The sequence below is a fragment of the Aquabacterium sp. genome (genome assembly GCF_036279655.1).
GTDB lineage: Bacteria > Pseudomonadota > Gammaproteobacteria > Burkholderiales > Burkholderiaceae_C > Aquabacterium.
This window is the reverse complement of the sequence record NZ_DASUIT010000163.1, coordinates 55,851-69,039: the sequence shown is the minus strand read 5'-3', so window position 1 is coordinate 69,039 and position 13,189 is coordinate 55,851. Positions and strand designations below refer to the sequence as shown.

Sequence of the window (13,189 nt, the reverse complement as noted above, 5' to 3'; positions counted from 1 at the left end):
CGCTCTATGTTCAATCCACCACCAAGGATGTTTCATGTCAAACAAGCCCACCGTGATTGTGATCACCGGCGTGTCGTCCGGCATTGGCCGTGCAACCGCAGAGCGCTTCAAGAGCCTGGGCTACCAGGTGTTCGGCACAGTGCGCAACGCTTCCAACCACCAGCCCATCGTCGGCGTCGAACTGGTCGCGATGGATGTGCGCGATGAAGACTCCGTGAACCGAGCCATCAGCGCCATCGCTGCCAAGACGGGGCGCATTGACGTGCTGGTCAACAACGCCGGTGTATCGGTCGTGGGGGCGGTGGAAGAAACCTCCATCCAAGAGGCCATGGCCCTGCTGGACACCAACGTCCTTGGCATCATGCGCACAGTTAAAGCCACGCTACCGTACATGCGGGCCAAGCGCGCGGGCAAAGTCATCAACATCAGCTCGGTCCTGGGCTTCCTGCCCGCGCCCTACATGGGCGTCTATTCGGCCTCCAAGCATGCGGTGGAGGGCTTGTCGGAATCGCTGGACCACGAGGTTCGCCAGTTCGGCATTCGAGTGACGGTGGTGGAGCCCTCGTTCACCCGCACGCAACTGGGCAGCAACTCTCCCCTCGCGGAAGCCGCCATTGGCGACTACACCCCCGAGCGTGACCAGGCGTGGAAGGCGGTGAACAAGAGCATCGAGAAGGGGCCTGGCCCGGAGGGTGTGGTGGACGCGATCGTCGCGGCTGCCACCGGGCCCTGGCAGATGCGGCGCACCCCGCGAGGCATGGCATCGCTGCTCAGCAAGCTGAGGCGCTTCATGCCCTTTGGACCTGTCGATGCCAGCTTGCGGAAGTCCTTCGGGCTGCGCTGATCTTCAGTCGTTTGCAAACCTTCGTGACGGACCTACTTCCCATGACCTCACTGGCCCAAGTCATCCAGACCTTCTCCGCGACGGAGGGCTTCAGCACGCCCGCCAACTGGCACCAGGGGCGAACGATCTATGGTGGTCTCTCCGCCGCCCTGGCCTTGGAGGCCGCGTTGCAGGTGGCACCGCCTGATCTGCCGCCGCTCAGGTCTGCGCAGATCCTCTTTGTGGCGCCCGGCATCGACGGCCTGAACTTCAAGGCGCAGACCTTGCGTCAAGGCAAATCAGCCACCCTGATGGGAGTCGATGGCATGGTCGGCGATCAACTGATGTTGCGTGTGGCCTTCTTGTTTGCCCACCCGCGTCCCAGCTCAGTGCAGCACGACTTCACCACCTGCCCAGACGTCAACCCGCCCGCCAGATGCATCAGCCTGCACGAGACGGGCCCCACGCCGATCCACCTCAGCAACTTTGACATTCGCATGGCCGGGCCCTCACTGCCCGTCACAGGCGGTGATCACCCTGAACTGCTGGCCTGGGTACGCCACAAAGATGCGGTTGGGGTGGACCCCGCTGTCGCATTGCTGGCCCTGGGGGACAGCCTGCCGCCCGGCGTGATGGCCTGCTTCAAGGCGTTCGCACCGATCAGCTCCATGACCTGGAACCTGGATCTGGCTGCGCCTGCCGCTGCAGGAGGCTGGTACCTACTCCGCTCCACCAGTCACCGCGCTCGCGATGGCTATTCGTTCCAGACGATGGACATCTGGGACGAGAACCGTCAGTTGGTGCTGTCAGGCAATCAGACCGTGGCGATTTTTGCCTAGCTGGCCGACAACCCCATCCAACGTTGAAGCACGGAGGTTTGAGGCGTGTCATTTTTTGATCATGTGGCCGTCGACGGCGGATCCGCTGCTGGTCAACATCGGTGGGTGGCCTGGGTTCTCAAGCGCTGGAACCGTTCGTATCGATTCAGACCTTGGTTATCAGAGATCACAAGACCATTCTGGGACGACCGGCTCTGAACACATTCTCCGGATCAGGCTGATCCGAGCGCATGCTTGGGCGGTTGATGCTGCTCCTGTGTGAGCGGCACGACACGGCACTGGATGTCTTTGATGTGGGGGATGCCAATGTAGGGATCACGGTGCGGCCAAGGCGCTGCCTGCCATCAGGCAGGACACACCCCAGCGCTGCTTAACTGAACACCTCGGCGGCCTGGATGGGGTCGCCCGTCTCCTCATAGGCCTTGACCCAGGCGCCATGGTGCTGCGGCTCCTGGTGCTGCCAGGGGTGGAAGCCAGGCTTGAAGTAGGAGAAGTAGTAGCCCATGGAGGGCATGAAAACGCCGCCTGGCTTGTAGAGCCACCACGCGCCTTTGAGGAGCATCTTGGTGCGCGCCCAGGCACCAAAGCCGTCCGACTTCAGCATCTGGTTGACCGCAAACCAGTTGCCAAGGGGATACTCGATGCTGAAATAGATCAAGCCGGCAATGCGTGTGAGGTAGCTCACCTTGGCAACCTTTGTCAGCACGTCAAAGGCCACGGCCTTGTGCTCGACTTCTTCTATGGAATGCCAGGCATAGATGGCGGCGATGCGCTTGTCGGCGCCCTTGAAAGCCATCGATCGTTGGAACAGCGTGGAACACATCATCGCGGTCACGTGCTCAGCTGCGGCCGTGTACGACAGATTGAAGGCCTTTGACCACCGTTTGAGCTGCCATTTGAACTTGCGATCCAGGAATCGCTCACCCCATCGCACCGCAATGCCTTGCTTGGACAGCAGTTCATTGAACTCGGCATGCACCATCCCGTGTTGCGCTTCCTGGCGAATGAAGTCTTTCACCTCGGCTGCCAGCTTCGGGTCTTTGATCTCATCGCGGTAAGCGCGCACCGTGCTGATGAAGTACCGCTCACCGATGGGGAAGGTCACGGACATCGCGTCAAAAAAGCGCGTCTTGTAGGGGTCACCGCCATGCCAGAAACGTGGCAGCCCGTCGTTCAACTTGAAATCCAGATGCTCACGTGGCTGGATTTCGCTTCTCACATGTTCAGTGCTCATGTTTCAACCTCATCGATTCTGGTCATGCCGTTACTTAGACCTCACTTGGACCCCGGTACCCGAGTGCATGCCCCATGTGTCGCCACCGGTGTCCCGATGCCAGGAAGGACAGGCCACCCAGGACTGCTTATTGCAAACATTCGTTTAGCAAACGATCGTTTAGTGAACGAATGCTATGTTACGATGTTGGCCATGTCAAGGGGCTTTTCATGCGCTATTCAAAAACCCACAAGGAAGAAACCCGACGCAAGCTGATTGACAGCAGTCGGGCGCTGGTCAAGAAAAATGGCTTTGACGCTACTGGCGTGGACACCTTGATGTCGTCTGTTGGATTGACGGCCGGTGCGTTCTACAGCCACTTCCCATCCAAGCAGGCCCTGCTGGAGGAAGTCGTTCGGGAAGAGATACAGCACAGCGTGTCGATGCTCAAGCCACAAGCCAGTGACGGTAGCCTTGCCACCTTGGGTCAGCGCACTAAGGCGTACCTCAGCGTCCTGCACGCCGAGCACCCGGAAGCTGGGTGTGTGCTGCCCGCCTTGGGCGCTGAGTTGGGCCGGATTCCTCCCGAAGTAAAGTCCATCGTCGAAGATGGCCTCAAGGAAATGCACTCGGTCTGGTATGACGAACTCAAAGATGAGAACGCAGCGTGGGCTGCGATCGCTCAATGTGTGGGCGCCGTCATCCTGGCCCGATCGGTCAAATCTGACGCCACACGGCGTGAGATCCTGAGGGCAAACCGAGCGCACATTGAAGCGCTGGTTCAACAGCACACGCCTAAAGGCGACTGATCTCAATCAGTCAGGAAGCACGGTAATCCCCCCAATAAACACCTCCTTGTTGAAGGTGTTGCGACGACCGGTTGAATCCGCCGACCAAACAGGCCGTCGAACTGGCAACGCTGGAATGGGTCTCTTGGTTCAACCTCCATCGATTGATGGGGCCACTGGCCAATGTCCCGCCTACTGAGTTCGAGGCAAGCTACCACCAGCAACGCGCTGATCAGGCCGCGACCGTCTGACTTAAACCAACGGGCCTCCGCGAAACCCGGGGCGCTTCAGACCGAGAAGATCGACGGCGCTTCAGTGCACCTCATGCATGGTCCCACGGGTGACCCAGCCGACTACGAAGCGGCCTTCGGATTGAAGTTTGTCTTCAATGCTCGCCAGAATAAGATTGTCATTCCCGCGAAGGCCCTTTCCATTCCGCTCATCGCGCGCAGCCGCGCGTCGCACTTGCTGATGAAGGCCACATTGGAGCAACAGGCCGTGGCCGCTCATGGCTTGAAGCCTTTGACGCAGGAAGTCAGGCGAATGCTGCATGCAGCCCTTGTGCAGAAGCAGGTGCTGGACGCCGATGGCTTGGCGCGAGCCTTGGCCATGTCACCAAGAACCTTGAGCCGACGCATCAAGTCCGAGGGCTCAACGCTGCCACAGTTGCGCAGCGAGGTCGGCGTCGAATATGCTGAGATGCTGCTCCTGCAAACCGAAAAGCCGATTGCTCAGATCGCACTGTCCGCCGGCTTTGCCGATGCCGCCGCGTTCACACGCGCTTTCAAGCGCACGACGGGCCAGACCCCATCGCTTTGGCGGCTCGGCCGCCAAGCCACCGAAATCCGCTCGGCCCCGGCCTTGCCGACCGATGTCCAAGGCAATCCCCCCATAAACCACCGCTCTGAGAAGTAGAGCTACGCGGCCAGCCTCCACGCGCTTGAGCGCATCAATGATCTGGCTGTCAGTGAATCGAGACTTCTTCATGGTAGAAATTTTCCTTCGAGAACTTCTACTTTTCAGCGCGCTGGTTTTGCGGGGGGATTACCGGACGTCAGAAACAAAAAAGCCCTTGAACATCAAGGGCTTCCATGCATTCATGAGACGTTCTGGGACGGTGTGAACCGCCTTCAAATCATTCCCACTCGATCGTCGCCGGTGGCTTGCTCGACACGTCATAAGCCACCCGATTGATCCCGCGCACCTCATTGATGATGCGGCCCGACACCTTCTTGAGCAGGCTGTAGGGCAACTCGGCCCAGTCGGCGGTCATGAAGTCGCTGGTCTGCACGGCACGCAGGGACACCACGTATTCATACGTGCGACCATCGCCCATCACACCCACACTCTTGACCGGCAGGAACACCGTGAAGGCCTGGCTGGTCAAGTCGTACCAGCTCTTGCCCGTCTCTGGGTCGATGCACTTGCGCAGTTCTTCAATGAAGATGGCATCGGCACGCTTGAGCAGGTCGGCAAACTCGGGCTTGACCTCCCCCAGGATGCGCACGCCCAGGCCAGGGCCGGGGAAGGGATGGCGGTAGACCATGTCGGGGGGCAGGCCCAGGGCCACACCCAGCTCACGCACCTCGTCCTTGAACAGTTCGCGCAGGGGCTCCAACAGCTTCAGACCCAGCGTGGCGGGCAAGCCGCCCACATTGTGGTGGCTCTTGATGGTGGCCTTCTTGGTGTGTGTGCCGCCCGACTCGACCACATCAGGGTAAATGGTGCCTTGCGCCAGCCACTTGGCATTGCTCAGCTTCTTGGCCTCGGCCTGGAACACCTCGACAAACTCACGGCCGATGATCTTGCGCTTTTGCTCAGGATCGCTCACGCCCTTGAGATGGCCCATGAACTGATCCTGAGCCTGCACATGCACGACCTTGGCGTGCAGGCGGCCAGCGAACATGTCCATGACCATCTCGCCTTCATTGAGGCGCAGCAGCCCGTGATCCACGAACACACAGGTCAGTTGATCACCGATGGCGCGGTGGATCAGTGCTGCGGCCACGGACGAATCCACCCCGCCGGACAGACCCAGGATGACCTCTTCATCCCCCACCTGCTCGCGGATCCGTGCCACGGCCTCTTCGATGTAGTTGCCCATGATCCAGTCACCTGAGCAGCCACAGATGTCCCGCACAAAGCGCGTGAGCATGGCGTGTCCCTGCACGGTGTGCGTGACCTCGGGGTGGAACTGCACGGCGTAGTAGCGCTTGTCCTCGTTGGCCATGCCGGCGATGGGGCAACTGGGCGTGGACGCCATCAGCTTGAAGCCCGGGGGCAGCGCGGTGACCTTGTCGCCGTGGCTCATCCAGACCTTGAGCATGCCGTGGCCTTCCGGCGTAGTGAAGTCCTGGATGCCATCGAGCAGGCGGGTGTGCCCATGGGCACGCACCTCGGCGTAGCCGAACTCGCGCGTGTCGCTCCATGACACCTCGCCGCCCAATTGCACGGCCATGGTCTGCATGCCGTAGCAGATGCCCAGCACGGGCACGCCCGCATCCCACACGGCCTGAGGCGCGCGCAGTTGATGGTCTTCGTAGGTGCTGGCGTGGCTGCCCGACAGGATGATGCCCTTGGGCGCGAACGACTTGATGAAGTCGTCCGACACGTCATTGGGATGGATCTCGCAATAGACGTGGGCTTCACGCACACGGCGGGCGATCAGCTGGGTGACCTGCGAGCCGAAGTCGAGGATGAGGATCTTGTCATGCATGATCTGAATCTCTGAAAACGTGGCTCAGGCGGGTTTGCCCGAGCGAGAAAAATAACGCAAACCGATGATGGCCGCCACCGCCTGGATGGCCGCACACAGATAGAAAGGGGCCCCCAGGCGCCAGTCGCCCTGCGGGTAGTGAGAAACGAGGGCCAGCACCGGTGTGCCCAGCAGAGGCCCCAGCACGGCGGCCACGCTGTTGATGGACGACACCGCGCCCATGCTCTCGCCCTGACGCGTCGGATCCACGGCGTTGGACACCACACTCTGCAGACCGGGCTGCACCATGTAGCCAAACACATTGAGCACCACCACCACGAACATCATCCAGCCCGCAGGTACGGCACCAAAGGCGGCAAAGGCAACGGTGGCCGACACCAGACCAATGCTGACCACCTTGTTCAGCGGCATGAACTTCTCGACCTGGCGCATCAGGCCGCCCTGCACCACCACCGCCATGCCCCCGACCACCAGCAGGGACAGGCCGTTGTCACGAGGCGTCCAGCCGAACTTGAACTCGGTGTAGAGGAACCAGCTGGTGTGCAGGCAGAACTGGGCCAGGATGGACAGGCCCATGATCCACATCAGCGTCTCGACCCCCTTGAGTTCACGCAGGCGTGCCAGCGACGAGAATGGGTTCACCTTGGACAGCTCGATGTGACGGCGCCGCTCCTGCGGCAAGGACTCGGGCAGCACGAAGTAGCCATACAGGCAGTTCACCAGGCACATCGCCCCTGACAGGAAGAAGGGCAGATGCAGATTGTGCTCACCCAACAGCCCCCCCAGCACCGGCCCCAGAATGAAACCCAGTCCAAACATCGCGCCCAGCATGCCGTAGTTGCGAGCACGGTTCTGAGGCTCGGTGATGTCGGCCACATAGGCATTGGCCACGGCGATGTTGGCGCACATGGCCCCACCCATCAGGCGCACCAGCAGGAGCATCCAGAACTCGGTGGCCAGCGCCGTGACGAAGAAGTTCAGCGCCATGCCCAGCAAACCAATCAGCAGCACCGGCCGACGCCCATAGCGATCGGACAGCGCCCCCAGGATCGGCGCGCTGAAGAACTGGGCGATGGCAAACGCTGCCTGTGCTGCGCCATACCCGATCGAGGTGCCCGCACCCGAATCCATGAAGCTGCCAATCAGCTTGGGCAGCACGGGTGCGATGATGCCGATCGACATCATGTCGAGCAGCACCGTGATCATGATGAACGGCATGGCCGCTTTGCGGCCGCTTGAAATACTCATCGGCGGTCCAGGCAAAAGCGGCCATCACAGCCGTCGGGCGCTCACTCCATGCGGTAGTTGGGCGCTTCCTTGGTGATCTGCACGTCGTGGACGTGGCTCTCACGGATGCCGGCCGCCGTGATCTCAACGAACTCGGCCTTGTTGCGCATCTCTTCGATGGTGCCGCAACCGCAGTAGCCCATGGAGGCCCGCAGGCCTCCGGCCATCTGGTACAGGATCGTGATGACCGAACCCTTGTAGGGCACCCGGCCCTCAATGCCCTCTGGCACCAGCTTGTCGGCGTTGGGGTTGGTGGTCTCGTCGTTTTCCTGGAAGTAGCGGTCGGCCGAGCCATCTTTCATGGCACCGATCGAGCCCATGCCGCGGTAGCTCTTGTAGCTGCGGCCCTGGAACAAGATGACCTCGCCGGGGGCCTCTTCGGTCCCGGCGAACATGCCGCCCATCATCACGGTGCTGGCACCTGCGGCAATGGCCTTGGCAATGTCACCCGAGTAACGGATGCCGCCGTCGGCGATCAGGGGCACGCCCGTGCCCTGCAGGGCCGTGGCCACGTTGTCGATGGCCATGATCTGAGGCACACCCACGCCTGCCACGATGCGGGTGGTGCAGATGGAGCCGGGGCCAATGCCGACCTTGACGCCGTCCGCGCCCGCCTCGACCAGCGCCAGAGCAGCCGCACCGGTGGCGATGTTGCCGCCGATGACGTCGACCTGAGGGAAGTTCTTCTTGACCCAGCGCACGCGCTCGATCACGCCATGGCTGTGGCCGTGGGCGGTGTCCACCACCAGGGCGTCCACACCGGCCTTGACCAGCAGCTCGACACGCTCTTCCGTGCCCTCGCCCACACCCACGGCAGCGCCCACGCGCAGCTTGCCGTGTGCATCACGTGCGGCATTGGGGAAGCTGTTCTGCTTGGTGATGTCCTTGACGGTGAAAACACCGCGCAACTGGAAATCGTCCGTGACCATCAGCACACGCTCCAGCTTGTGCTGGTGCATCAGGGCTTTGGCTTCCGCCTGGCTGGCACCGTCCTTGACGACGATCAGCCGCTCGCGCGGAGTCATGATCTCGCGCACGGGGGCGTCCAGTCGGGTCTCGAAACGCAGGTCACGGCCCGTCACGATACCGACCACCTTGCCGTCATCGACCACCGGGAAACCGGAGATGCCGTGCTGGTTGGACAGCTCGATCACATCGCGCACCTTGACACCCGATGAAATCGTGATCGGATCACGCAGGATGCCGGACTCGTAGCGCTTGACGCGCGCGACTTCCGCGGCCTGCTGCTTGGCCGTGAGGTTCTTGTGGATGATCCCCATGCCGCCCTCCTGGGCGATCGCGATCGCCAGACGGCTCTCCGTCACGGTGTCCATGGCAGCGGACACCAGCGGCAGGTTCAATTGGATGTTTCGGGTGATACGGGTGGCCAGCGATGTGTCGCGGGGCAACACTTGAGAGTACGCGGGCACCAACAACACGTCATCAAACGTGAGTGCTTTACCAAGCAGGCGCATGAACAGGCTCCAGACGCAAAAGCGGATTATAGACCTGTCGCGCGCTCCGGCAAGTACCCCGGAAAACCCCGTGCATCTGCACACAACTTCAGGGCTATCTCGGTCGACAGCGAGGCTAAACTGTTCCCATGGACTCTGTACGACTGTCTTCCGCCCTCACCTGCTGCTCATGGCTTCTGGTTGCCGCCATGGCCTCACCGGCTCATGCCTCCCAGTGGAAGTGGAAGGACGCCGATGGCCGCGTCCAGTACAGCGACCGCCCACCACCGGCCTATGTCGCCGACAAGGACATCCTCAAACGCCCTGCTGCCGCCATGCGCGCGGCCGCCAACAAGGCTGCGCTTGAGGCCAGTGAGTCGGCTGCGCCCGCCCTCAAGCCGTCGATCAAAGCATCGGACCCTGAACTCGAAGCCAAGAAGCGCCAGCAGGAGGCCGCCGAGGCCGCCAAGAAAAAGGCCGAAGACGACAAACGGGCCAAAACGCGTGCCGAGGACTGCCAGCGCGCCCGCAACTACCAGAAGTCCCTCAACGAAGGCATCCGCATCTCGCGCACCAACAGCCAGGGTGAGCGTGAAATACTGGACGACAAGGCACGCGCCGCAGAGCAGGCACGCGCCCGCCAGGCCATCGAGGCCAACTGTCAATCAGCCCCCTGAGCCACCGAGAGTGGCGAGACGGCGGCCTGAGATCAGGCGGTCATGCCGTTTTCGGGGACCGGTGGATGCCTTTGGGTAGTTTTTCGCCATGCGCGCGATAGCGCACACGACGAGCCTCCTTGGGGTCGACCTTCAAGGCGCGATAGATCTCGACACGATCGCCGTGGCGCACAACGGTATCGGGCGGCGCCTTGCGGCCCCACACCCCGACATGCCACCCCTGTGGCAGAACACCCTCCACCAGCGCACTGGCCTGCACGGCCTGGGCGACCGTGGCCCCGGCCGGCAGACTCAAGACGGTGCGAGACACCTGCCGAGGACCGGGGCTGTAGACCACCTCGACCCACACGCAGTCATCAGCGGGCACCATAGACCTGCTCCGCGCGTTTGACAAAGGCGTCGACAAAGGTATTGGCAATGCGGTCGAACACGGGACTGACCACCAGCTCCAGGGGGCGACTGGAAAAGGCATAGTCCAGCGAAAACTCGACCTTGCAGGCCGTGGGCTCGGAGGGAGCGGCGACCCCTTCGCCAGCGGGCGCCTGCGCGGGCGTCTGCAAAGGCGTGAAACGCCAGGTGCCCTCCAGGCTCGAGAAAGGGCCATCGACCAGTTTCATGGTGAGACAGCGCCCGTCATCGTGCACATTACGGGTGGTGAAGGCCTGACGCACCCCGGCAAAGGAGATGTGCAGGCGAGCCGTGACGCCATCGTCATGGCGCGTCAGCACCTCGGCCTGAGAACACCATGGAAGAAATTTGGGGTAGTCCTCCACGGCGGTCACCAGGGCGTACATTTCACGCGGTGAGTACCAAAGCAGGACAGACTTGTGGACGTGCTTCATAGAATGACGGTATTTTAAGGACGCAACGCCCTCTCATGTCGATCGCAGAAAACCGAAAAGCCCTTTTCAACTATCACATCGAAGAAAGATTCGAGGCGGGCATCGTGCTGGAGGGCTGGGAAGTCAAGGCCATCCGGGATGGTCAGGTGCAACTGACCGATGGCTATGTGATCGTCAAGAACGGCGAACTCTTTCTCATCGGGCTGCGCATCAATGCCCTGCGTTCTGCTTCGACCCACGTCAGCCCGGACGCCGATCGCATCAAGAAATTGCTGATGCATCGCCAGGAGATCCGGCGCCTGATCGGCAAGACCGAACAGAAGGGCTACACCCTGGTGCCATTGAACTTGCACTACAAGGCCGGGCGGGTCAAGGTGGACGTGGCCCTGGCCAAGGGCAAGGCCGAGCACGACAAGCGCCACACAGTCAAAGAGCGCGAGTGGGAGCGAGAGAAGGGCCGCCTGATGCGGCACAAGGTCTCCTCCGGCCCCAAGGACTGAGCCCTTCGGGTCGCGGCAGCTGTCGCAAAATACCCCCTTGATGTCGCCTTCTGGTCTGGTGCTGTCGCATCAGGCCCCCTAGAGTTGCCGCCATGCTCGACACGCGCCACTCCGGGTCCGTCCATGACCTGATGTCCTTTCCCGCCGCCACCTCCTGGGCGCGTGCGGCCTCGCATTGTCGGTTCAACATCAACCCCCTGTTCACTGCGTCGGGCATGGATCTGGACCGTGGCGGCGTCCCTCAGATCCGCCGGGAAGCACTGGTGCAACTGATGCAGAAATGTGTCTCCGAGGCTGCGCCGGCGCATTACTTCCCACTGGTGCTGGGCCAGTTGTTCGCCTTTGACCACCTGCCAGCGCTCGAAACTTTCCTCACCACCACCCCGACCTTGCGTCAAGCCCTGCCAGCCCTGCAGTGGGTGTCGCGCACCTTGCCAAGCAATGACTTCCACATCGAGACCTCGGGGCCTCAGGCCGCTCTGGTCGTCGACGTGGACCTGCCCTGCGACAACGTCCGTGTACATGGCTACTTTGTAGAAAGCGTCCTGGCGGCCCTGGCCAGGATCGTGCGCCTGACCACAGGCAGCACCGCCCTGGTCCTGCATGTCGAAGTGCAGCACGATCCCGGACCGCAGCGCGCCGCCTGCGAAGCCCATTTCGGTGTGCCCGTGCACATCCACCGGCCCCGCAACATCGTGGTGTTCCAGAGCCGGCTGCTCGACCTGCCCTTGCCTGGCGCCGTGCCCGACCTGCATCGGCGAGCTCAGCAGCAAGTCGAGCAGCAACTGCCTGAGCCTGGCTCTTCCAGCATGGTCGCTTCTCTGGTAAAACTGTTTCGCCAGCACCCCCACCTGATGGGGCAAGGCATTGAGCGTCTGGCCGAGCGCCTGAACGTGCACCCGCGCACCCTTCAGCGCCGTCTGCGCGAGGAAGGCGAGCCTTTTGGAGACATCCAGGCGCGATGCCGTTATGAGCGGGCCATCACGGCCCTGAAAGCCGGCCCCACCACGGACATCGAGGCCTTGAGCGAGCAACTGGGTTTTTCCGATCGCCACAGCTTCACCCGCGCCTTCAGGCGCTGGACGGGGCTGGCCCCGTCCGAATTTCGTCGACAACACCAGGAGCAGCACCAGAGCCATCCCTCTGCCTGATCCCATCAACGAGTGACCAAGACCATGACCGATACACACGCCAGCATCGTCCCACGCGAGCACCTTGACTTCGGCCTGGAAGGCGACATCCCCAAGTACTGGATGGGCGGCGACGCCTTCAAGACCCGGTTCTTTGACGCCATGTCGACCTTGTTCCCCCCTGGCGAAAAGTTCTTCATCACCAGCGTGCGCGAGTTCAGCGACCAGATCACCGATCCGAAGCTGCGCCAGGAGGTGAAGGACTTCATCCGCCAGGAGGCACAGCACAGCATGGTGCACCGTCAGTACAACGAGCGCCTCAAGCGCCAGGGCATCGATGTCGATGCCATCACGGCCGAGCTGGAGCAGGAGTTCTTTGTCGACGCGCCCAAGATCTCGACGCCCACGCAGCGCCTGGCCGCCACGGCGGCCCTGGAACACCTGACCTCGATGATGTGCACCTGCTTTTTCGAGCGCCGCGAGTTGCTGGAAGCCAGCGATCCCCGCGTGCGGGCCCTCTATGCCTGGCACGCCATCGAGGAGGTCGAGCACAAGGCGGTGGCCTTCGATGTGCTGGTCAAGGTGGCCAAGGCAGGCTGGCTGCGCCGCAACATCCCCATGCTGATCATCACCTTCGGCTTCCCCTTCAAGGTGGCCAGCGTGATGAACCGCATGTTCAAGGCCGACGGCTTCAGCTTCATGCAGCGCATGGGCTTGTGGGCACGGGGGCTGTGGTGGTTCTACAAGCCCGGCGGACTGTTCATTCCCACCCTGGGCTACTACTTCGCGTACTACAAGCCGGGCTTCCACCCCTGGAAGCAGCGCGAGATGCCCAGCTACGGCACCTGGGTGGCCACGTTCGAGAAAACCGGTGATCCGATCGCCGCAGGCAATGCCCTGCACGCCGCGGGCACCTGAGG

At 62.0% G+C, this 13,189-nt stretch carries 14 protein-coding genes and 1 pseudogene; 9 read left to right on the top strand and 6 right to left on the bottom strand.

Annotation, left to right across the window (positions count from 1 at the left end):
- The first annotated feature begins 34 nt into the window (after positions 1-34).
- Complete coding sequence (locus VFW84_RS17470; protein WP_329681748.1) at positions 35-844, top strand: oxidoreductase; 810 nt, start codon at positions 35-37, stop codon at positions 842-844.
- 41 nt (positions 845-885) lie between these two features.
- Complete coding sequence (locus VFW84_RS17465; protein WP_329681747.1) at positions 886-1,662, top strand: thioesterase family protein; 777 nt, start codon at positions 886-888, stop codon at positions 1,660-1,662.
- Between the two features lie 370 nt (positions 1,663-2,032).
- Here VFW84_RS17465 and VFW84_RS17460 read toward each other — a convergent pair whose 3' ends face one another.
- Positions 2,033-2,896 carry a metal-dependent hydrolase gene (locus VFW84_RS17460; protein WP_329681746.1) on the bottom strand — a complete coding sequence of 288 codons (864 nt, stop codon included), beginning with the start codon at positions 2,894-2,896 and terminating at the stop codon, positions 2,033-2,035.
- A 209-nt stretch (positions 2,897-3,105) separates the two neighbouring features.
- Between VFW84_RS17460 and VFW84_RS17455 the strand changes: the two genes are divergently transcribed.
- The 3 genes and pseudogenes from VFW84_RS17455 to VFW84_RS17445 all read left to right on the top strand — a co-directional run bounded on the left by VFW84_RS17455 (position 3,106) and on the right by VFW84_RS17445 (position 4,578).
- Positions 3,106-3,684 carry a TetR/AcrR family transcriptional regulator gene (locus VFW84_RS17455; RefSeq protein WP_329681745.1) on the top strand — a complete coding sequence of 193 codons (579 nt, stop codon included), beginning with the start codon at positions 3,106-3,108 and terminating at the stop codon, positions 3,682-3,684.
- A gap of 83 nt (positions 3,685-3,767) precedes the next feature.
- A pseudogene (locus tag VFW84_RS17450) lies at positions 3,768-3,914 on the top strand (IS3 family transposase); the annotation flags it as partial.
- A gap of 73 nt (positions 3,915-3,987) precedes the next feature.
- A complete protein-coding gene (locus VFW84_RS17445) occupies positions 3,988-4,578 on the top strand; it encodes an AraC family transcriptional regulator (protein ID WP_329681744.1) in 591 nt (196 codons plus the stop codon).
- 220 nt (positions 4,579-4,798) lie between these two features.
- Here the strand turns inward: VFW84_RS17445 and guaA are convergent, their stop codons facing one another.
- The 3 genes from guaA to guaB are packed head-to-tail and all read right to left on the bottom strand — an operon-like array spanning position 4,799 to position 9,141.
- On the bottom strand, positions 4,799-6,379 hold the full coding sequence (gene guaA, locus VFW84_RS17440; protein ID WP_329681743.1) for a glutamine-hydrolyzing GMP synthase: 1,581 nt from the start codon (positions 6,377-6,379) through the stop codon (positions 4,799-4,801).
- A gap of 24 nt (positions 6,380-6,403) precedes the next feature.
- On the bottom strand, positions 6,404-7,627 hold the full coding sequence (locus VFW84_RS17435) for an MFS transporter (RefSeq protein WP_329681742.1): 1,224 nt from the start codon (positions 7,625-7,627) through the stop codon (positions 6,404-6,406).
- A gap of 41 nt (positions 7,628-7,668) precedes the next feature.
- Positions 7,669-9,141, bottom strand: coding sequence for an IMP dehydrogenase (gene guaB / locus VFW84_RS17430; protein WP_329681741.1), 1,473 nt, complete (start codon positions 9,139-9,141; stop codon positions 7,669-7,671).
- A 128-nt stretch (positions 9,142-9,269) separates the two neighbouring features.
- Here guaB and VFW84_RS17425 point away from each other — a divergent pair, with 128 nt between their 5' ends.
- Complete coding sequence (locus tag VFW84_RS17425; protein ID WP_329681740.1) at positions 9,270-9,797, top strand: DUF4124 domain-containing protein; 528 nt, start codon at positions 9,270-9,272, stop codon at positions 9,795-9,797.
- 40 nt (positions 9,798-9,837) lie between these two features.
- Here VFW84_RS17425 and VFW84_RS17420 read toward each other — a convergent pair whose 3' ends face one another.
- Complete coding sequence (locus tag VFW84_RS17420) at positions 9,838-10,167, bottom strand: RnfH family protein (protein ID WP_329681739.1); 330 nt, start codon at positions 10,165-10,167, stop codon at positions 9,838-9,840.
- A complete protein-coding gene (locus VFW84_RS17415; RefSeq protein ID WP_329681738.1) occupies positions 10,154-10,639 on the bottom strand; it encodes a type II toxin-antitoxin system RatA family toxin in 486 nt (161 codons plus the stop codon). Before VFW84_RS17415 ends, VFW84_RS17420 begins: the two co-directional genes overlap by 14 nt.
- 35 nt (positions 10,640-10,674) lie before the next feature.
- On the opposite strand from VFW84_RS17415, the gene smpB reads away from it, so the two are divergent.
- The 3 genes from smpB (at position 10,675) to VFW84_RS17400 (ending at position 13,187) form a co-directional block, all read left to right on the top strand.
- On the top strand, positions 10,675-11,139 hold the full coding sequence (gene smpB, locus VFW84_RS17410; protein ID WP_329681737.1) for an SsrA-binding protein SmpB: 465 nt from the start codon (positions 10,675-10,677) through the stop codon (positions 11,137-11,139).
- A 92-nt stretch (positions 11,140-11,231) separates the two neighbouring features.
- Positions 11,232-12,290 carry a helix-turn-helix domain-containing protein gene (locus tag VFW84_RS17405; protein ID WP_329681736.1) on the top strand — a complete coding sequence of 353 codons (1,059 nt, stop codon included), beginning with the start codon at positions 11,232-11,234 and terminating at the stop codon, positions 12,288-12,290.
- Positions 12,291-12,314: 24 nt separating this feature from the next.
- Complete coding sequence (locus VFW84_RS17400) at positions 12,315-13,187, top strand: metal-dependent hydrolase (protein ID WP_329681735.1); 873 nt, start codon at positions 12,315-12,317, stop codon at positions 13,185-13,187.
- Positions 13,188-13,189: the final 2 nt, after the last annotated feature.

Excerpts from the sequence above, each read along its gene's own strand:
- VFW84_RS17435 (WP_329681742.1), bottom strand. The coding sequence starts at position 7,627 with ATGAGTATTTCAAGCGGCCGCAAAGCGGCCATGCCGTTCATCATGATC.
- VFW84_RS17470 (WP_329681748.1), top strand. The coding sequence starts at position 35 with ATGTCAAACAAGCCCACCGTGATTGTGATCACCGGCGTGTCGTCCGGC.
- smpB (WP_329681737.1), top strand. The coding sequence starts at position 10,675 with ATGTCGATCGCAGAAAACCGAAAAGCCCTTTTCAACTATCACATCGAA.
- VFW84_RS17445 (WP_329681744.1), top strand. The coding sequence starts at position 3,988 with ATGCATGGTCCCACGGGTGACCCAGCCGACTACGAAGCGGCCTTCGGA.
- guaB (WP_329681741.1), bottom strand. The coding sequence starts at position 9,141 with ATGCGCCTGCTTGGTAAAGCACTCACGTTTGATGACGTGTTGTTGGTG.
- VFW84_RS17455 (WP_329681745.1), top strand. The coding sequence starts at position 3,106 with ATGCGCTATTCAAAAACCCACAAGGAAGAAACCCGACGCAAGCTGATT.
- VFW84_RS17400 (WP_329681735.1), top strand. The coding sequence starts at position 12,315 with ATGACCGATACACACGCCAGCATCGTCCCACGCGAGCACCTTGACTTC.
- VFW84_RS17460 (WP_329681746.1), bottom strand. The coding sequence starts at position 2,896 with ATGAGCACTGAACATGTGAGAAGCGAAATCCAGCCACGTGAGCATCTG.
- VFW84_RS17425 (WP_329681740.1), top strand. The coding sequence starts at position 9,270 with ATGGACTCTGTACGACTGTCTTCCGCCCTCACCTGCTGCTCATGGCTT.
- VFW84_RS17405 (WP_329681736.1), top strand. The coding sequence starts at position 11,232 with ATGCTCGACACGCGCCACTCCGGGTCCGTCCATGACCTGATGTCCTTT.
- VFW84_RS17465 (WP_329681747.1), top strand. The coding sequence starts at position 886 with ATGACCTCACTGGCCCAAGTCATCCAGACCTTCTCCGCGACGGAGGGC.
- VFW84_RS17415 (WP_329681738.1), bottom strand. The coding sequence starts at position 10,639 with ATGAAGCACGTCCACAAGTCTGTCCTGCTTTGGTACTCACCGCGTGAA.
- VFW84_RS17420 (WP_329681739.1), bottom strand. The coding sequence starts at position 10,167 with ATGGTGCCCGCTGATGACTGCGTGTGGGTCGAGGTGGTCTACAGCCCC.
- guaA (WP_329681743.1), bottom strand. The coding sequence starts at position 6,379 with ATGCATGACAAGATCCTCATCCTCGACTTCGGCTCGCAGGTCACCCAG.